This is a genomic window from Sphingomonas sp. RS2018 (assembly GCF_054489605.1).
Map to the genome: position 1 here is coordinate 1 of NZ_JBTMWL010000006.1, position 19,909 is coordinate 19,909.

The 19,909-nt window shown below is 64.5% G+C and carries 12 protein-coding genes; 4 read left to right on the forward strand and 8 right to left on the reverse strand.

All coding sequences use genetic code 11. The features are described from left to right. The 5 genes from ACX40P_RS14515 to ACX40P_RS14535 form a co-directional block, all read right to left on the reverse strand. Positions 1-495, reverse strand: a 495-nt coding sequence (locus ACX40P_RS14515; protein WP_459127080.1) for a DUF3489 domain-containing protein, incomplete at its 3' end; no start/stop codon positions are given. Positions 496-1,177: 682 nt separating this feature from the next. Then, positions 1,178-2,071 (reverse strand): ROK family protein, encoded by an 894-nt coding sequence (locus ACX40P_RS14520; protein WP_459127081.1) that lies wholly within the window; start codon positions 2,069-2,071, stop codon positions 1,178-1,180. A gap of 118 nt (positions 2,072-2,189) precedes the next feature. Continuing rightward, positions 2,190-4,130: a glycoside hydrolase family 97 protein gene (locus ACX40P_RS14525; protein ID WP_459127082.1), complete on the reverse strand. Its 1,941-nt coding sequence runs from the start codon at positions 4,128-4,130 to the stop codon at positions 2,190-2,192. Beyond that, on the reverse strand, positions 4,127-5,308 hold the full coding sequence (locus ACX40P_RS14530; protein WP_459127083.1) for a glycoside hydrolase family 88 protein: 1,182 nt from the start codon (positions 5,306-5,308) through the stop codon (positions 4,127-4,129). Before ACX40P_RS14530 ends, ACX40P_RS14525 begins: the two co-directional genes overlap by 4 nt. An 8-nt stretch (positions 5,309-5,316) precedes the next feature. Continuing rightward, the gene (locus ACX40P_RS14535; RefSeq protein WP_459127084.1) at positions 5,317-6,618 is read right to left on the reverse strand and encodes an oligosaccharide MFS transporter; all 1,302 of its coding nucleotides are present in this window, start codon (positions 6,616-6,618) and stop codon (positions 5,317-5,319) included. A gap of 217 nt (positions 6,619-6,835) precedes the next feature. Between ACX40P_RS14535 and ACX40P_RS14540 the strand changes: the two genes are divergently transcribed. Together ACX40P_RS14540 and ACX40P_RS14545 are read left to right on the forward strand one after the other, a co-directional pair. Further along, positions 6,836-7,900: a LacI family DNA-binding transcriptional regulator gene (locus ACX40P_RS14540; RefSeq protein WP_459127085.1), complete on the forward strand. Its 1,065-nt coding sequence runs from the start codon at positions 6,836-6,838 to the stop codon at positions 7,898-7,900. Further along, positions 7,897-9,282, forward strand: a complete 1,386-nt coding sequence (locus ACX40P_RS14545) for a glycosyl hydrolase family 28 protein (protein WP_459127086.1) — start codon at positions 7,897-7,899, stop codon at positions 9,280-9,282. Before ACX40P_RS14540 ends, ACX40P_RS14545 begins: the two co-directional genes overlap by 4 nt. A 15-nt stretch (positions 9,283-9,297) precedes the next feature. Here ACX40P_RS14545 and ACX40P_RS14550 read toward each other — a convergent pair whose 3' ends face one another. The 3 genes from ACX40P_RS14550 to ACX40P_RS14560 form a co-directional block, all read right to left on the reverse strand. After that, entirely contained in the window at positions 9,298-10,965 is a 1,668-nt protein-coding gene (locus ACX40P_RS14550) for a glycoside hydrolase family 43 protein (protein WP_459127087.1), read from the reverse strand. A gap of 55 nt (positions 10,966-11,020) precedes the next feature. Next, positions 11,021-11,683 (reverse strand): putative 2OG-Fe(II) oxygenase, encoded by a 663-nt coding sequence (locus tag ACX40P_RS14555; protein ID WP_459127088.1) that lies wholly within the window; start codon positions 11,681-11,683, stop codon positions 11,021-11,023. A gap of 90 nt (positions 11,684-11,773) precedes the next feature. Next, positions 11,774-14,713 (reverse strand): TonB-dependent receptor plug domain-containing protein, encoded by a 2,940-nt coding sequence (locus ACX40P_RS14560; RefSeq protein ID WP_459127089.1) that lies wholly within the window; start codon positions 14,711-14,713, stop codon positions 11,774-11,776. Between the two features lie 308 nt (positions 14,714-15,021). Here ACX40P_RS14560 and ACX40P_RS14565 point away from each other — a divergent pair, with 308 nt between their 5' ends. Both ACX40P_RS14565 and ACX40P_RS14570 read left to right on the forward strand, forming a co-directional pair. Next, entirely contained in the window at positions 15,022-17,301 is a 2,280-nt protein-coding gene (locus ACX40P_RS14565; RefSeq protein WP_459127090.1) for a heparinase II/III domain-containing protein, read from the forward strand. A 41-nt stretch (positions 17,302-17,342) separates the two neighbouring features. Then, a complete protein-coding gene (locus ACX40P_RS14570) occupies positions 17,343-19,733 on the forward strand; it encodes a hypothetical protein (RefSeq protein WP_459127091.1) in 2,391 nt (796 codons plus the stop codon). Positions 19,734-19,909 lie beyond the last annotated feature (176 nt).

A 19,909-nucleotide genomic window follows, 5' to 3' on the forward strand; every position in this document is an offset into this window, starting at 1 on the left:
GCAGGTCTGCTCATCGCGCTTGCCGCGCACCACCGCGTGCCCCTTCTTGCGCAGTCCGGTCAGCGCAGCGCGGGTCGTGTGCGGCAGCCAGCCGGTTGCATCGATGAGTTCGGCGAGCGTTGCGCCGCCGTCGCGCTGTAGTAGCGACAGCACCGTGCTGCCCTTGGTGACGCGCGGGGTTGCTACGGGTGTGGGGGCAGGGGCAGGGGCCATGATATCATCGGGGCCGTCATCGCAGGCGTCGATGCCGATCGCCGCCAGTCCCGCCTGGGTCACGTAGATGCCGTATCGCACCTCGCCCTCGGCTCGGTATGTGTCCGCCGCCTGGTCCGTCTCGCGCTCAACGAGGAAGCCGCGATCAACGAGGGTCGTCAGCGCCTTTGTCAGGCGTGCGCCGCTCGCGGTAATGGTCGCGGGCAGCGGATACACGCTGCCGCCGTCCTGCTGCGCAGCGCTCGACAAGAGGATGGTCTGGGTATCGGTGAGCCTGGTCATGCTGGTCTCCATCAACGGAGCAGCACGCTGCTGCTCCCATCAGCATCAGCCCCAGCCGACAGCATCGGTGGGGCGGGGCGCGGGGGACCGGCCCGCGACTCAAGGCTCAGCGCTGTTCGCTTCGCTGGCGATGAAAGTCGAGCAGATAAACAGGGAGGATCGCTGACGGAATAAGGGCGAGCGGCGTAACACGTTTTCTGTTGCAACGTGTTGTCAGAGCCCAACCACTTCGCAGGTTCGAACTGAGAACGATGACATAAGTTATAAATACGATAAGCACCGTTCCGGGGGATCACCTGACAATAAATTGAGCAGGTAGAGGCATCACTGGAGCCACGACCTGTTCCTTGCGGTGCAGGACATCGTAGATAAGCGAGCGGTGCCGGGCGACCGATAGCAGAGGGCGTGCCTGCTACCGTGCTTCGCCGCGCAGCTCCGTCAAACCAATTGCACCGTTCGGTGAGCAACGCGGGGTGGGGCCGGACATGCCTCGCCTTGGCAAGCCAGCCTCGCCGTTTTGCTACCGCACTCCGTTATCTGAGGTGATCCGGCTGGCTGTGCTAATGTACAGGCGGGGAAGAGCTTCACGCTGAGTACGCGTGTCCCGTTGTTTTGACAGCACCGTCTAGAACCTAATTTAGCTTTCCCCGATGCGTTTGTAAGGGAATCAGCGGCAGAGCCATTAGATTCGCCGACGAGTTCTCGCGAGTATTAGTGCGCCAAGTAGGCCGGAGCGATTGCCGAGACCTGCTTGGCGGATTAAATCCTCATAGCTGGCTCGATCATGACCGAAGTAGCCCCGTGCAAGCTCAGCCGTGGTGCAACGGACGCGTTCCAGCAAACCACGTGTTTCCATCACGCCACCGCCTAAGACGATCCGATCGGGCGCGATCATCGCCTGCTGCATGATTACCAGCTGTGCGAGATAGAAGGCCGTGATCTCATGCGCCTCGTGGTCCTGGGGCAGCTCGGACAGGGTAGCGCCCCACCGCGCCTTAATCGCAGGCCCGCTCGCCAGTCCCTCGAAGCAGGCGCCATGATAGGGGCAGACGCCTGCGAAGCCCGTGTCGCTAGCGTGACGACCGGGCATGGCGTGGCCCATCTCGGGATGGTTGGCGCCGTGGACAAGTCGCTCGCCCAGCACCACGCCGCCGCCTATGCCCGTGCCAACAGTTATATAAGTAGAAATCGAAGTGCCGGCGGCGGCGCCCCAATGTGCTTCGGCAAGCGCTGCGGCGTTCACGTCAGTGTCGAAGGCTACAGGGCAGTCGAGCGCGCGACCCACCGTCCCGGCCAAGTCGAACTGGTCCCAGCCCGGCTTTGGCGTCGAGAGGATGTGCCCCCATGTTCGCGATCGAGGATCGACGTCGGCTGGACCGAACGACCCGATCCCCACAGCCTCGAATTTTCCAAATTCGGCTTGGGCTTTCGCGAAGAAATCGAGACTTCGGCTGATCGTCTCACTGGGCGTGGTAGTCGGAATGCGCTCAACTCGGAGCACTTCGGCCTGCGATCGCGCGACTCCTACGACGAACTTTGTGCCGCCGGCTTCGATTAAAGCGAAGGAGCCTGTCATCGAGAGGATGAGGGTCTTGAGCGCATTATTATCCTCAAGTCATCAGTTACAAACGGCGATCGATCGATCGAGCTGGCTGCGCGTGGAACGAAAACCGCTTCCAAACGACTGCCGTAGATCAGGCTCGCTCGATAATCAGCGCCTGCCCACCAGCAGGTGCTAAGTGCAAGCTGAGCAGTTCCCCGGCCAGTATTGTCTCGGTAGTGACGGCCACGGGGGTTTGCCACGCAGCGCTGGCGGGCTCCCCATCCGCGAAGCGTCTGACGCGCCACGGCCCAGGCCCGAGCCGGTCTATCGAAACGGTCAGCGTATGTGGTGTTTCTCTGCTGGTGATCGCGCCGACGAACCAACGCCCGTCGGCCGCTCGTCGCGCAACAACGGCATGGTCGCCGATCGCACCCGACAACGCGACCGTCTCGGTCCAGGTCGTCGGACACTCATCGAAGAAGGCAAGCTCTGGCCAGTCGCGTCCCGCGTACTTGGTGGGCTCATCGTACCAGTAGAGGAAGGTCAGCGGATTGTAGTAGATCGAGGCCATCGCGAGCTGATGAGCATTGGTTGTCTTATTCTTCGGATTGGCGAAGCAGATCGTGTAGTCGATCGGCCCGGACAACGCCCGGGTGAACGGGAGGGTGCAGTTGTGCCTGGCCGTGGGAAACTGCTCGTTCCCACGAACGCCTTCCAGCGCGACGTAGTTGGGAAGCGTCCGCTCCAGGCCGGCCGGGCGGAGGTTGTCGTGAAGGTTGACCAGCAGTTTGTGGTCGCCACAGGTTTTCACCAGATCATAGATGAAATCGACGTCGGACTGGCGGCCTTCCCAGACGAACCCGAACTTGATGCCGGCGACGCCCCACGACCGGTAGGTTTTCACGATGGCATCGAGCTGACGCATCGCCGGCACGCGATCGACGTAAAGGATCATGCCCAGACCCTTGCTGCGGGCGTAGTCGATGACCCGGCGGATATCGATGGGCGGAATGGCGTAGGTCGCGTCGCTAGGATCGGTACCGTCCCCGTACCAGTGCGCATCCCATTCGACATAGTCGAGCTTGCGCGCGGCGGCGAAATCGACGGTATCGAGGCCGGCCTGCGTCGTGTAATTGCGGATGCGGATCGCGCGCCCAGGACGGATCCAGCTGGTGTCGCCCAGCCGGTTCGGGCTCGCGAGCGTCGGGATCAGATCTTGTCGCTCGAGGAGAGCGGATGCCGCCGGCGCGTGAATGACCACGCGCCAGGGCGTGTCGAATGGCACCGGCACGTTAAAACGATTTTCGGCAGGCGTATCGCCCGGACCGGAGTATCCCGTAGCGCGGCCTGGAAAGCGCATCAGATAAGTGACGAGACCTTTCGGTCCCGATCGGAGCATAAGCCGCGGGTAGTGCAGGCGATCGGATTCGCTGACGAGGAGCGCGGTTCCGTCGCGGAGTATCGCCGTGACGGGAGTGTCCGCCAGATCACCCTTGTCGCTGCTACCGGTCAGGTCGGGGTGCGGGGCGGGGGCTATGCGAGTTTGGACGGTGCGTTGATATTCGCCCTCGTCGCGACTGACGTACAATGTGGCGTCGGAGGGAAGTCGGAATTCGGTGCACTCGCCGGTCAGCGTCAGTTCGCGGGACGGTGCCGAGAGGAGGCGGTAGCGGATGGCTACTCCCGTGTCGTAAGCCCGTACCACGATCGCGAAACGGATGCGCTGTGCACGGTCGTCGAATTCTGCCACGAGTTCGTTACAATCGCCATCGTAGTGCTTCCGAATGCCGTACAGCGGCGTCCACGAACCCGCGATCCGTTGCCGCTTCGCCGAACGGAACGTCGCTCCCGCGCCGAGGGGCGCGCCGTCTGCGAGTGACAGCGCCAGCGGCGATGGTTCGATCACGCTGCGGCCTCCGACAGCGACCGACCATTTCGGTCCCGACGGATCGATTGTTACGACAGTGCGGCCATCGGGGGAGCTTACGCGGTGCACACCCGCGGACTTTACAGCGGCGGCGGTGGTGGTTGCGCCAGCGACGGAGAGGATCGCGGCGCTTTTCAGCACCGTGCGGCGGGTTGTTTCGGTCACCAGTACGGTCTCCAGTCATGGCGCAGTCGAACGAGCGCTTCGAGGTAAAAATAGTCGCCCCAGATGCAGCATTCGCTGACACCGATCCGTTTGGGCATATGATAGACGCCATCGGCGACGACGCCATTCGATCCGTCGAGCGGGGCGAGATGATCCCGGTCGATCACCCGGATCATGCCCCAGGCGGCGCGAGCGTAGAGGTCGCGCGCGGGTACGGCCTCGGCCAGCTGATCGACGATTTCCAACAGTCCGCAGGCGGCGATCGCCGCAGCGGACGTGTCGCGCGGCTCGGGTCCGTCGGTGAAGATTAGATCCCAGTGGCATACGAGGTCATCTGGCAGCCGATTGAGAAAATAATGGGCGAGCGTGACCGACAGGTCCAGAAGCGCATTGCGACCGCTGTGGCGTCGGCCGAGCGCGAAGCCGTAGATACCCCAGGCCTGCCCCCGTGCCCAGCAGCTGTCGTCCGAGAAGCCCTGATGCGTGGTCCCGTGCGAAGGCTCGCCGGTGCGGACGTCCATGTGAAACGTATGAAAGGTCGAGCCATCGGGTCGGACGAGGTGCTGCGCGGCGCGTGTCAGGTGCGCTTCCGCAGCGTTGCGGAACTTCTGGTCGCCGGTTTCCGCCGTCGCCCAGTAGAGCAGCGGCAGGTTGAGATTGCAGTCGATGATCATCCGACCGGCTTCGGCAGCATCGGTCAGGTCGCCCCATGCCTGTATCACGCCTGAAACCGGATCGAAGCGTTCGAGGAGCAGTTCGGCGGCCCGGATCCCGGTCCGCCTCGCAGCCTCGTCGCCTGTTAGCATGAACGCTGCACAGGCGGATGGCGTGTAGAGGAAACCGAGGTCGTGGTGCGCAACGTTTACGCGTTTTCGGGCGCGGCTATCGAAGCTACGCACCTGCATCTGCGCGGCATCGCGGAAACGGGCCTCCCCGGTCAATTCCCAGGCGAGCCACAGCATTCCTGTCCAGAAGCCGTTGGTCCATTCCACATTCTCGATGGCCGGATAAACCAGCATCTCGCTCGACGGCGCCGGGAAGCGATCCAGAAACTCGGGTAGGGCACGGTCGATGCGCGCGAGGACGTTCCCGATTGCGGAATCCAGTTCCTCGGGCGTAGGAAGGGAAATGTCCCGCAAACGTGCAAGGTCTGCGATCGGTTCGTGGACGACGGACATCAAGGCTCTCACGATCGGACGGGGGCCACGTCGGCCGCAGGCTGCGGCGTGGACGTGGCGGGAATGACGGGCGGATCGAGCGGGCGACCACGCGCATCGGTCCGCGGGGTCGCAGCCAGGCTAAACCATGATGCGATCCAAAAGATCAGGGCGCCGACGGCGATCATCAGATAGGTTGTCGGGAACCCGTAGGCGTCATAGCCGTGACCGACGATCGGCGACAGGATCGCAAGGCCCAGCGAATGGCCGAAGCTGACGCCCACGAGGTAGACGACCGATGCGAAGCGGGCGTCGAAATGATAGGCGATGTACCGGAAGATCGACACGGCCAGGATCGGCAATTCGATGGAGTGGAGCATCTTGCACGCCGAGATCGACAGCGGCCCGATCGCAAAGGCCGAACCGGTAATGCGGACGATCATGATGCCGCTCGCGATCATCAACCCCGTCTTGGCACCGGTGCGCATCACGATGAACGGTGCGATGAGGAGCATTCCCGCCTCCACGAAGATCTGCGCGGAGTTCAGATACCCGAACATCTCGCGTCCCTCCTCCGGTGACGGGTACATCGACGCGAAATAGACCGGGAACTGCTGATCGTAGACGAGGTACAGGTTGGTCACGCCAAAGATCAGCACCATGAAGCCCCAGAATCTGGGCTGCGCGAGGACCGAGAAGGACTCGCGCGGGGTCACGACGCGCTGGCCCGATGCGTCTTCCGGGTCCGGCGTGATCCGTGCCGCCAGGATGATCGGGATGAGCAGCAGGCCGGCGGCAGAGGCAAGAAAGAAGTTGATGCGTGGGTCGATGTTGTAGAGCCGGCCCGAGAAGACCGCCGCACTGGCGAACCCGAGCGATCCCCAAAGCCGTGCCCTGCTGTATTCAAAGCCGTAGCGACGGCCGACGCGGTCAACGTAGGATTCGAGCGCGAAGCTTCCCGCGACGAACGTCAGCCCGAGATAGAGGCCCCCCGCCGCCGCGCCGGCGATCAGGTTGGCGCGCAACAGCGGTGCGTAGGCGAAGGTGAAGAAGAGCCCGCACAGCGTGACCATGACCGCAAGGAACAGGGGCACATGGCGCTTCAGGCCGACGCGGTCGGAAATATAGCCGTAGAGCGGTTGGCACAGCATGGCGGCGATGAAGTTTGCGGAGAACACCGTGCCGGCACCCGCGCCGTCGAGGCCGATCGGCCCCTTGAGCCAAATGGCGAGAAACGACATCGCACCGGCTTGGGCGAAGAAGAAGAGGTAGAGGAAGGCGCTGAGCAGGACATAGTTGCGGCGCGCATCCGATCGGGTCTCGCTCGACATATCCTCTCCGGCACCGTTGCGGTTATCGTTATCAAGACAGCCTGCGCCTAGTGTTTGCGAGGCCGTTGCCGCGATCTTAGGTTCTTGACTGGTATCGTCAACAGATAGATTGTGGCACCGGGTTGGGTGTTCCGGGCAATCCAGTTACGTAACACCGGCGCCATTGCGGCGGGAGAGGAAACGCAGAGTGACAACGGGCTCGAGGGCGGAAAGCGAAATGCTGCGGGACGCCACGGTGACGTCGCCGTGGAAGCGAACGTCCGTCACCGTTCACGACGTGGCACGCGAGGCGGGGGTATCCTCGATGACGGTATCGCGCGTCGTCAACGGGACGAAGGTGCGCGAACCCCTGCGCATCCGGGTCCAGGCCGCGATCGAGGCGCTGAACTACGTGCCCAACGTCGCGGCGCGAGCCGCCCGGTCAGGTGCGACGCGGATCGGCGTGCTGTTCAGCAATCCTCGGTCGTCGAATCTGGGCGATTTCCTGATGGGCGCCTTCAGCCAGAGCGGGCGCGACGGCAGTCAGCTCGTGATCGAGCCGATCGCCGCGCACCCGGACCCGGTCGATGCCGTGCGAAAGCTGGTCGGTCTCGGCGTCGATGGCATGATCTTGCCGCCGCCCCTGTGCGATTCGCTCGAAGCACTCGACATCTTGTGGCAGGCGCGCATCCCGGCGCTCAGCTTCGCGACCGCCGACCCGCGATCGTACTCATCCGCCGTGCTAATCGATGATTTCGAGGGTGCGCGGGCGATGACCAAGCATCTCCTGAAGCTCGGCCATCGTCGGATCGCCTTTGTGCGCGGCGATGTTCGCCACTCGCCCGCGCTTCGCCGCGAAGAAGGGTTTCGTGCAGCGATGGCGGAGGCCGGGGTGCCGTTTGACTCGGTTCGAATGGTGCAGGGCGACTTCAGCTATCGCTCCGGCCTCGACGTCGGGCGCGAGCTGCTCGATCCGGCGGGCGGTGAGCGGCCAACCGCGATTTTCGCGAGCAATGACGACATGGCGGCGGCCATCACCGCCATCGCGCTGGGTCAGGGCTTGCGTGTCCCCGGCGACATCAGCATCGCCGGCTTCGATGACACGCCGATTGCGTCGCTGATGTGGCCGCAGCTAACGACCGTGCATCAACCCATCGCCGAGATGGCATCGACCGCGGTGGAAATCATGAGCGATACGCTCCGGCAGCGACGCAATAGTGGCGAAGGCGCTGCGACGGTGCGTCACCACGTCGCACCGTTCGAGGTCTGCGAACGCGGCTCGACTGGGCCAGCGCCGAAGTGAGCTTCGGGTCTGCAGTCGTCTTTCTGCTCGCCGGCGCGCAGGCGGGAACTGGACCGGTCGTCTATCCCGACCCCCCCGGCCTGAAGCACAACGACGACTTCACGGTTCGCGTACGCGCCCCCGGCGGAGCGTGGCGGGACCTGTTCGAGCACAGCGTGACTGTCGACCTCGACGCGCCGCAGCAGGCGTCAATGGTTCGATTCGACATGGCCGGTCCAGTCGAGGTGGAGGTGCGCCGCAACAATGGCGACGTCCGTTCGGTCGTCGTGCGGCCCGATCGTGCGGGGATTCGCTCGACGCTCGATGGCCGCACCGCGCGCTTTACGATATCCAAGCCAGCAAAGGTATCGGTCGAGTTCGATGGCGACCGGCTTCACAACGTCCACGTCTTCGCCCGCGCGGTCGACCGCGACATTCCGGATCGCGCCGATGCCAAGGTCATCTGGTTCGATCCCGGCATCCACGTGCCGCCGGATCGTCCGGGCAGCGTCTTCTCCTTCCCGTCCGACCGTACGATCTATCTCGCGCCGGGCGCGGTGCTGCGGGGCAAGATCGTCCTCGATCGCGTCTCGAACGTCACCATCCGCGGACGCGGATTGATCGACGAACCGGAACGGGGTGTCGAGGTAACCTACGCCAGGAACGTCGCGATAGACGGGGTCACTGTCGTTAATCCGAAGCATTACACAGTGTTCTGCGGCCAGTCGCAGGGCGTGCGGATATCGGATATGACCACGTTCAGCGCCAAGCCTTGGTCCGATGGCCTCGACTTCATGAGTTGCAGCGACGTCACCGTATCCGACGTCTTCCTGCGCACATCGGACGATGCGATCGCGATCTATGGTCACCGGTGGGGCTTCGCGGGCGACGCCCGGAACTTCGTCGTGCAGGACGCTGTGCTCTGGGCCGATGTCGCGCACCCGATCAACATCGGCCTGCACGGCGGCGGCAAGGACGCGCCGGAGACGATCGAGCGGCTGGCGTTTCGCCGCATCGATATCCTGGAGCAGGACGAGGACGATCGCGACTATCAGGGCGCGCTGGCGATCAGCAACGGCGACGACAATCTGGTGCGCGATGTCCTGTTCGACGACGTGCGCATTGACGAGTTGCAGGAAGGGTCGCTGTTCAACTTCCGCGTCGTCTACAATGCGAAATACAGCCTATCGCCGGGACGCGGCATCGTCGATGTCCGGCTGCGCAACATTCGCGCCGCGGGCGGGGTGTTGAACCCCTCGATCATCGCGGGCTTCGATGCGACGCGCGCGATCCGCGGCGTGAGCATCGAGGGACTGACCATCGGCGGGCGCAGGATCGCCGACGCCATCGGTGGCGACATCCGGATCGAGCCCTTCGCGGAAGATGTGACGATCCGCAAATGACCTGCGACCTGACGGTCAGTCGCCGATCCCGACCCAGTCGAAATCCGCATGGCCGGTGGTGTTCGCGGTGAAGGCGGGCGTTCCGCCAGTCGCCTGCGCGAAGATGCCGATCTGGGCGCCGACCCACCGTCCGGGCCGGCTGACGAAGCCATCGCCCAACGGCACGAAGCGGTTGCCGTCCAGGCTGTATTCGAACCGGATCGCGGCGTGCCGGGAGCGGAGCATCGACGGCCAATAGGGTGAGAAGTCGGGCGGCGGATTCCGCTCCGTCATCGGCCGTGCGATCATGCGCACCCACAAGGCGCCGTCGGCATCCAGCGCCGGGCCGGGCATGACCGTCTCCGTGGCGTCCTTGTCGGCATCGCGACGAACGACCTGGATAACGCGCGATCCCGTCACCGTGCGCTCGGCGCCGATCCATCCATAGTCGCTGCCAAACAGCGCGAGGCCGGCCCGCTCGCCGACGCGCACGGGCGTGAAGTTCATCCTCGCGGTCACGACGAATGACGCCCCCGGCAGCTTCTGAGTGAGCAAATTGCCGACCTCCCACAGGTTCGCGGAGGCGGGCACGGCGTTGAGCCGCAGCCACCCGGTCGGCCCTTGTCCGGTCCAGTCGCCGCGGGGGTTGGCGTTCCACTGCCAGGCGGCATTGGGGGCGCCGTCGAATGAGTCCCCGGCCGGAATGCCGTCCCGCACGGCCTGCAATCGCGGGGCTGCGTGATCCAACACCGGTTGCCCGATGCCGTCGCCGTCCGGATCGGCGCCGATGACCGGCCAGCCATCCTTCCATCGCATCGGCTGAAGGTGGACCTGTCGCCCGTAGCTGTCGGCGTCGGAGAAGTGCAGAAACCAGTCCTCGCCGGCGGACGTCGTGACCCACGCCCCCTGATGCGGACCGTTGACCGCGGTCGGGCCTTGGTCGAGCACGTCGCGCCCCTCCCAAGGGCCGGTCAGCCGGCGGGCACGGAATACGCCCTGCCAGCCGCCCTTCACGCTGCCGGAGGGGGCGAACAGCCAGTACCAGCCGTCCCGCTTGTAGAGCTTGGGCCCTTCCGTCGTCTGCCAGGGCCGCAGGCCGATGCTGGTCCGGACGGGCGGCAGCCTGTCGCCCTCGATGATGCGGACGCCGGCATCGAGGGTCTTCGTGCCGGCGCGGTTCATCCGCTTGAGCACGATGACGTTCTGGAATCCTGCGCGGCTGGCGGCGAAGGCGTGCGCCATCCACGCGGTCCCGTCGTCGTCCCAGAAGGGCGCGGGATCGATCGCGCCTCTGGCATCATCGACCAGCACCGGACGGGTCCAGGGACCGCGCGGATCGCGCGCGGTGACGACGAAGATCCCGCGGTCCGGATCGGGATAGTAGATGCGGAACAGCCCTGCCCGGTGGACGATCGCCGGCGCCCAGACGCCGCCCCCGCGTCGCGGCGTGGCGAAGTGATCGTCGGGCGACAATCGTGGCAGGGCATGGCCGATCAACGTCCAGTGGACGAGATCGGTCGAATGCAGAATCGGCAGGCCCGGAACGTTCGAGAAGGACGAGGCGACGAGATAGAAGTCGCGGCCGACCCGCACCACATCGGGATCGGAATAGTCGCCTGCCAGCACGGGATTGCGATAGGTCGCTTGCGACGGAGCGTCGGCGCGCACAGTCGTCGTGGCGGTGACGAACATGAGGATGGTCATGGCCGCGGTGCGGAAAAGGCGTATCACGTCGGACCTTTCGGAGAAGGCGGCGCCGTCAGCGCAAGGCCAGGTTTATCGCGATGGAGCGGCGCACGCCCGCGCTTTTGAACGGGTAGACGCAGTGGAGCATCCACGACGGCCAAAGGTAGAAGTCACCCACCGCGGGCTTCACCGTGAACAGGTTCTTCACGCCGATCGCCGAGCGGCTGTCGATGAACTGCAGGCAGCCGGCGGTGTTCTGCCTTGCCTTGTCCGCCGCGAACTCGGCGTCGTAGCCGTCTGGAATCCGCAGAAAGCCGACGCTGCTGAAATGGCAGCCCTGATGGAAGTGGACCGGGTTGTAGTCGCCCGGCAGCATGTCGTTGATCCAGCCTTCCTTGATCTCGATACGCAGCTTCGTGTCGCGCAGCCCTTGCGTTTCCTCATAATCGGCGAAGTGGAGCAGGGCGTTTTCGCAGCGGTAGGTGAAGGTGCGGGCGATGTCGTAGAGGAAGTCCGCGAAGACCGGCGTGGCATGGATCACGTCGGTGACGCGGATTTCTCGGCTGACCACGCCGGCGAGATAGCCCGACCAGTCGCGCGCCGCGACCTCATCCTCTCGCCCTGCGATCTCGTCGGCACGGGCATTGAGCGTGGCGACCGCCTCGGGCGGGATGGTCGCCTTCAAGATCGACGGGCTGAACGGCGCGACAAGCTGGAGATTGTGGTCGGTGGACATCGTTACCTCGGGCGGGGCGGCACACATCGACTGATCGCACGAACGCGAGGAAGCGTCGATCCGCCCCCTCGCGCCCATCTCACCCGTCGGTCATTTGAAATCCTGACGGACCGTCAGCCAGAAGGACCGCGGCTGGTTGCGCTTCAGCAGGAACAGCGATTCCGGGAGTTGCTGAACTACGTCGTACGCCTGGATGCCGGACGGCAGCGTGGTCTGCAGCGCGGCATCGTAGGACGAGATGTACTGCGTGTCGGTCACGTTGCGGATGTCGAACGTCACGCGGGTCGTGCGGCGCGGCTCCCACTGGATCGAGGCGTCCAGATTGTCCTGCGCGGGCAATCTCCGGAAATCGACCGTTCCCGTCGATAGACGGCGCGCCGACATCCAACGATGCCGCAGGTTGAAGCGGAAGTCGCCGAGGCGATAGGACGCGACATTGCTGATCGTCCATCGCGGGGTGCGCGACAGCTCACCAGAATCGATCCGCAGGACGTCGTCCGATGCGCCCAAGCCATTCGCGCCGGTGTTTAGCCAGACATAGGCCGCCTGCGTCCGTCCGTTCAGGAAGGTGACCGAAGGGGTCCATTCGAAACGCCGGCTCAGGCGCAACCTGGCCCACGCCTCGACGCCGCGCGTGAAATAGCGGTTGAAGTTTTCTGGAAGCAGGTAGGTGGTGACGTTGTCGCTATCGATCGCGGTCGGATAATCGTTTACCGCGAAGTTCTGCTTGAAATAGGTCACCGCACCGGAAACGAATCGGGTGTCGAAGGTGTAGGCCAGCTCATAGCCCTTCACGTACGCCGTGGGGCCCAAAGGCCGCACGAGCGTGGCGGGGGTCGAGTAGCGCGTGACCACGCCCAGCGCCGGCTGCTTGCCGTCCGTGTACCGCGCATAGAACTTGTGCTGCGGGCTCAGGTTGAAGCCGACGGATGCGGTCCAATTCAAGACGCCGACCGAGCGCTGCGCCTGAACGATGCGGCTCGGCACCAGAACGGTCGTGAGATTGTCGTAGACGGTTAGCGGATTGCCGTCGAGGCCGCCATTCGTCAGCGATCCCGCTGCGGAGTTTCGCTGGTCGTAGACGTTCGAGTTGGTCGTCGCCGAGAAGTGGTCGTACTTTGCCGCGACGTTGAAATCGAAATAGCGGTTCGGCGACCAGCTGAAATCGGCGCGCGGGGCGATCTCGGTGATGGTGGCGCGCTGGTTCGCGGTGCCGAAAGTGCCGGCACCGTAGAAGCCCCAGCCTTGCGCGTCCGTCAGCTGATAAGTGGTCCCGGCCTGCGTGACGTAGTTCACGACCAGGTTCTGGACCTGACCGTCGGCCCATGGAGCAAGGCCCTGTCCATTACCCCAGGTCTGATTCAACTGACGCGCGCGCGCGACGTAGAGGCCACCGTTGAAGCCGAACTTCTCGGAGCGGAAGCCGACGGTGAAATCGCCCATGATATCTGTAGACGACCGGTAGCTATCCTCCACGCCGGTACGCAGCAGCAAGTCGCGCGACGAGTTGCTCAGCGGAAGCGTCGCCGTCACGAACGTGCCGTTGGACTGCGCGACGGCGCCGGTGACGGTACCGCCACGCAGGTCGATGTCGCGATTGGGCAACCCGTTGTAGGTGACGCAAAGGCTGTTTGTCTGGAACGTCGTCTGCGTCACGCGAGGGCAGGCAAGCCCTGTGCGATAGTCGGTGCCGAGCTGCGACCCGTTCACGTTGTTGGCGACGCGAGCCATCAGCGAGCCGTTCTGGTCGCGGAACTCGTAGAAGCCCGGCGTACGGTCGAGGTTGTTGATGTTGAGGCCGTAGCGTTCACGCTCGGCTTGGGTCTGAGCAAGTGATACCGGGTTGGTAATCTTGAAGCCCTGACCACGATACGTCGAGCGCTGGCCGCGAACCGCGGCACCGAACGACCAGCCGCTGTCGGTGGTGTGTGTCCAGTTCATGTTCACCGCATCCTGACGGTACCGATAGCCTTTTGTCGGATCGAGAGTGTGCGTGCCGGAGTCGAAGTAGTTCGGCACCGTCTGGACCGGTCCGTCGAGGTACAGGTTGGCGGTCCGGCCGAAGCCTGCGATTTCCTCCTGAGCTTCGAGACCGTAGACCGGCTGGGCGTAGGCGGTCAGCTCGCCGTTGCGGTCGTCCAGGTGCTTGTAGCCCACCATGAACATGCCGCCGCCGTTATCGGTCGTATAGGTCTTGGTCCCGCGCAGACGGACTTGACCGCCGGCGTTCACGTCGAAGCCCGGATTAACCGGGCCGTTTGACCGGCGGTAGAATCCGCTGATACCGAGGCCGAAATCCCCTTCCTTGTTTGTCCACCCGTACTGTCCGTCGATTTGTTTCCAAGAGAGATGCGTGTCCTCTCCTTCGAAGCCGATGCGGACCTGGACGCTTCCGCCTGCCTTCACCGGACCTGTGATATAATTAAAAGTTGCGCCGACGGACGTCGACACCGACGTCGCGGTTGTGCCGCCACGAACCGCCTCGACGCGGCTGGTCGAGATGTCGGCCCGGTAGAAGTAGCCGTCCTGGAAGCCGCCGAACTTGAACGGTATGACGGGTAAACCGTCCTCTAAAATCGTTGTCCAAAAGTAGCCCGAGGTGTTCGAGCCCGTTCCGATCGTCATGCCACGAGTAAAGACCTCGTTGCGCGCGACGCCGTCGTTAGTTTCGACCACCACGCCCGGCATGTCGCGCAACATGTCGTCGGCGCTGATCGGGGTGAACTTCGCCATGTCCTCCTCCTTAAGGACGGAATAGGCGACGTTGGCCTTGCGAGCGGATGAAGCCGCCCCGACGCCGGTCACGATGATATCGTTGATCTGTCCCTCGCCAGAGCTTTCGCCGGCACGCTCACCATCGGCATTAACCTGCGAGGCGACCGGAACGGGTTCGGGAGCGGTTGTTGCAGCGGCCTGCGAGCGCGCCGACGCCGGCGGCACTGTTTGCGTGGAGGCCGTGCCGCCGTCCGCGACATGCGCCTGCGCCGTCTGAAGCGCGCCCATGGATACGGTCGCGAGCAGGAGTCGCATTGCGCGAGAAGCAGTCGCTTGATGGCGACCGAACGAACGACGCTGAATCTTCATGGCCCTTAAACTCCCCTCCATGGTGCCGTCCCTCCGTTCAGGGACGATATTTTCGCGGGTCCGAATCCACGGTCCTCCGCATTACAGATATCGTTACCCGCAAGTGTGGTGTCTTTGCAAGACGGTTTCCGCCGATATCCCCTTTGCTTAAACTTTCATCTGTAGCGATTAACTCTTTTCCATTGGCGCGGCGTCTGTGATATCGTTACCGAATGCAGTGCGACGAGGATCGTATTGATAGCGGGAGAGGGTCGGTGAAGAGCCTAGTGTGGAAGCATGTTCTGCTGGCCATCGTCGTGGTGGCCGCGACGCCAACTGTCGCGCACGCCTCCTCCGCCCGCCTCGCGTTTTCGGATGCAAACGTCGATCGCCTCAAGCGGGCGATTGCCTCTGATCCGGTGGCCGCCCAGCGCTGGAATGCGCAGCTGATGATCGCGAAAGCGGCGTTGGCGAATGCCCCGACCGCTGATCGACGTGTCGATGATTCCCTGAAGGCGCTGGCGCTGGCGTACCGCGTCACCGGCGAGGCGATATACGCGGCGGGTGCTCGAGATCTGCTGCTCAAGCGGGCGGCGAGGACGAGTTGGTTGACGGATCTGCCGCTCACCAGACGCGACCCGCCCTGGACCTCGGACTTAGGAATGGGCTACGCCGCGGCGGCCTATGGTGTCGCCTATGATGCGATCCGCGACACTCTGTCAGCGCAAGAGCGGCGGACGATCGTCGCCGGCCTCGTGCATGGTGCGATCGAGCCGATCCTGAACGACTGGATCGATGGACGGCGGCGCATCCATGCGCTGGATACGATGGGGCACAATTGGTGGGGCCATATCGTCTTCGGCGGAGGGGTGGGGGTTTTGTCGATCCTCCGCGACGATCCCCGTGCCGCGGAATGGGCACGACGCATCGACGCGGCCAGTGTCGAATGGTTCGAATTCGGCGGCTCGCGCTTCGAATCGAAGCCGCCGACCTACGGCAGTGACGGCGCCTATTCCGAAACGATCGGCTATGCGGAGCTTGGCCTGCACAGCCTCTTGGAGTTCCGACGCGCCTATGCCGAAGCGTTCGGCAAGCCGGCCTCGCCGATTCCGGCGCTTGCCCGCACCCCGAACTATTTCCTCGCGGCGGCCTATCCGCGCTCCGCCGGCTGGGTGTCCCTCAACTTCGGCGACAGTCGACCGCCGAGTTGCGGTTGCTTCACGCTCGCCGACCTCTGGATCATGGGCGATCGCAACCCGGCCTATCTCAGCTACATCGATGGCTTTGCAGGCGTCGAAGGGAAGGACGCGTGGGGCGACGCGATCAACCTGCCGTTTCTCCCGACACCTGAGGAGCGGGCGAAGGCGTCCGTAACCGACGTGTCCGGCGCCGCGATCTTTCGCAGTCAGGGCCTCGTCACGATGCGGGACGGCTGGCGGGACGACGCGACGATGTTCGCGCTGAAATCCGGATTCACTTGGAACCACAACCATGCCGACGCGGGCAGTTTCATCCTGTACCACCGCGGCCGGACGCTGCTCTCCGATTCCGGGCATTCGAGCTACGCGACGCCCGAATATGACGCCTATTACCGGCAGAGCGTCGCCCACAATGTCGTCACTATCGACGGAAAGGCCGAGCCGCAGCGCGACACCTATGACGGTTCCCATTTCATGGGGGCGGTCGACCATCTGATCGATACGCCGGGTTTCCGCTATGTCTGGGCCGACGCCACGGGGCCGACCGCGCGCAACTTCCAGCGCAACTTTCGCAACATACTTTGGATCGGCGACACCATCGTCATACTCGACGATGTGCGCAGCTGGGACATCGGCCAGTACGAGTGGCTGCTGCATTACGAGGGGTCGGCGAAGCGCGACGGACAGGTGGTCAGGGTGACGGACGGCGATGCGTCCGCCGCGGTCCGGCCGCTGTTTCCCCAGCCTCTGCCGGATGGCGGACTTCCGACCGACTATCCCGAGGCGATGCGACTGGTCGAACATCAGGGCCTGAAGGACGCCGATCCCAAAGTCGCGCAGACCTACCTCGGTTTCCAGCCGGCCGAGAAGCGCGAGCGCGAGAAGTTCGTCGTCGCGATCCAGCCGATCTCGCCGGGGCGCGTGCCGTCGCGCATCGAGCGGATGGAAGGCGCGAATTGGATCGGCGTTCGCATCACGGACGAAGCGCGGGTCACCGAGGTGTACTGGAATCTCCTAGCGGACGGTCGCATCCGTCACCGCAACGCCAGCACGACGCTGGGCGGGTACGACACCGACGCCTATCTGCTCGCGCTCAGCCGGCCCGCCGGGGCGGCGGCGGGATCGCGGCCCGACCGGATCTTCGTCGCGAACGGCAGCTACATCCGCAAAAGCTCCGAGGTCCTGCTCGATTCGCTCGCGAAGGTCTTCGCGCATGTGGACCGTACGACCGGCAAGGTCGCCATCTCGCGTGAGGGCAATGCGTCGATCCGCGTCGCCTGCGACCGGCCGGTCGAGGTCGATGGCACACGGCTGGCCTGTGCCAACGGAACCGCGACGATCTCGCGGAGCATGTGAGCGCCACACCGGCTCGAAATCCATCACAAGGGGGGAATGCAATGCGGCATCTGGCTTGGCTGGCGGCGACCGCCGCGACCTTCGCGATCCTGCCGGCGACGGCGCGCAGCCTCGATCACGTGCCCCTGTCGCGCGAGGCCGCGGGCGGAGCGCATGACGTGCGGATCGTCAACGGCAGCGTCTCGGCCGGGGGGCTCGGTCAGCCCGCTTTGCGGATAGCGGCACCTGCGGATGGCGGCTGGAAGGGCGGCGGCGTCGGCTTCCGGATCAAGGTCGATCCGGTGAAGACGACATTCTTCACGACGCGCCTCTGGGGCGGCGAAGCCGTGGACGGCAATCTCACCCTGATCTGCGACGGCAAGCAGGTCGGTGATCGGCTGCTTAGCGACTATGACCAACTCGACTTTGGCGCAAAGCATCCGCAGTTCGCCGGAGCCTTCTTCTACCGGACCTACCGCCTTCCCGATGCGGTGACGAAGGGCAGGACGTCGATCAACTGCATGATCGAAGCCAGCGGCGCGATCTTCTCCTATGCCAGCGAATTCGCCAAGTTCCAGGGTGCGATGAAGAGGCCGTCGCGGGGGCTCTACGACATCTTCACGCACGACGATCCGTGGCTCGACACGGGCGGCATGGTCGATGGTACGGTGACGGTGCCGGCCAAGCGCGAGGGCGCGGGCCGGATCGCGCCGAAGGTGCCCGGGTCGGAAGTGCTGGCCGCCATCCGCACGCGCGTCGAGACCACCGCCAACGGGTTGATCAGCGCACCGCGCCCTCTCGGCCAGCACGAGATCGCCTTCCTCGCCCATCTCCGGACGAAGGGCTGGACGAAGATGGCGAAAGATCCGCGCCTGGTCGCCGCGATCGTCAAGGGCATCGACGACTATATCGCGGCCTATGCCAAGTATCCCGACCTGGTGAAGTGGGACAAGACCACGTGGAATCCGGACTGGTTCGGCTTCGGCCCGCTGGCGGAGGCCCTCGTCACCGACCCGACGCCCTTCGTGCCGCTCCTGGATCGGGAGGTGGCGTGGAAGGACGGCGCGACGATCACGCGCCGCGCCGCGCTGACCGAGATGTTCCTGGCCAGCCGCGAATGGCTCCGCACGCATCGCCGCTTCTACACCAACCAGTCGATGATCGTCGATTGCTGGGGCATCTATTACGCCAACCGGGGCATCGCCGTGGTCGCGCCCGACACGGCGATGCCCGAGGACAAGGCGCGCCGCTACCTCTACGAGGCGGTCGGGATCGAGGAATGGCGCGGGGACGATCTGCCGGACGGCGGCAGTTCCTACGATGCCGGCGGTCCCGACGGGACGAAAGGGGCGCCCTACAAGGTCACCCACGGCTATCATCTAGTTACGCGAAAGGGCCTGACCCGCGAGCTCGGCTATGTCGGTAATTATGGCGAGGTCCAAGGTTGGGTCGGCGCGATCTACAACGCGACGCGTCCCGCGCCCGGACAGCCGGGCGACCCGAAGATCCAGGAACAGCTGGCGAAGATCGCCGCGGCGCGGGCGCCTTTCCGCTATCCCGCCACGGATGACGAGGGCTTCGCCGGAATGCGCAGCATGGTCGACATCGGCTGGCGCGACCTGAAGGCGCCCGGCGAACTGGCCTATGTCCAGGTCGGCCATTCGGGCCTGTCCAGTCCCATCGAGGCCGCCGTCCTGACGGCGGACCCCCGGCTGGTCGGCTATGCGCAGCAGATGGTGCAGGACAACCAGCTGTGGCCTTTGCTGGCGGCGGCGTCGACCCGTCCGGGATTTCGGGAAGCCTACGGCCTGCTCGACCTGATCGATCACGTCGACGCGCTCGGCAAGATGCCGCCGCAGGCCGCCCGACTGCCCATGACCGATGGCCAGCCGGACTTCGCCTTCGCCGATGCCGAGGACGGCGTCGTCGCGATCAAGCGTGGCGACGAGCGCTTCTACGCCTCGCTCTGGTGGCGCGGGAACCGCGGCGTGAGCAAGCTGGGCAAGGTCTGGATGAGCGGCCCGCGCGGAAATCGCATCGCGACCGTGCCGGTCGATACGCGGTTCGAGCCTAGCGGCGCGTTCTGGACGCGCCCGGACAAGACCGTGCTGCTGAAGGGCGAGTCCTTCAATAAGGACTATGGCCTATCGCTCGCCGAAGCAGGGGAGAAGGTGCCGGTAGCGAAGGCGCCCGCGGGCATCACGATCAAGCTGGGCGAGGACAGTATCTATGCCGGGCGCGGCGACAGCCACGTCATGTCCTACGCCGGCTACACGATCGCGATCAACATGAGCGACACCAAGCCGCTCGAATTCACGGTTCCGAAGCACGACGGCAACGAGCTTCTGTCGAAGCGGCCGTTCGAGGCCGGAACCGTGTTGCGGATGGCGCCGCGGACCGCCGCAATCTTCTTCGATCCGGCCGTGGCGGCGGGGCCGTCCGCCGCCAAGTGACGCAAGGGCGAGCAAGGCGCTGTCAAACCTAACGCATCGACCTTCAGAGTACCTCCGCTAACAGGTTCTTCAGGGGTGGTGAGGCACACCGGGCGTGCTGTCAGTGCCGCGAACCCGCTCGGCTATGTTCTGAGAACAAAGCCGTTCGCCTGCAGATGGGCAAGCGAACGGGGCAT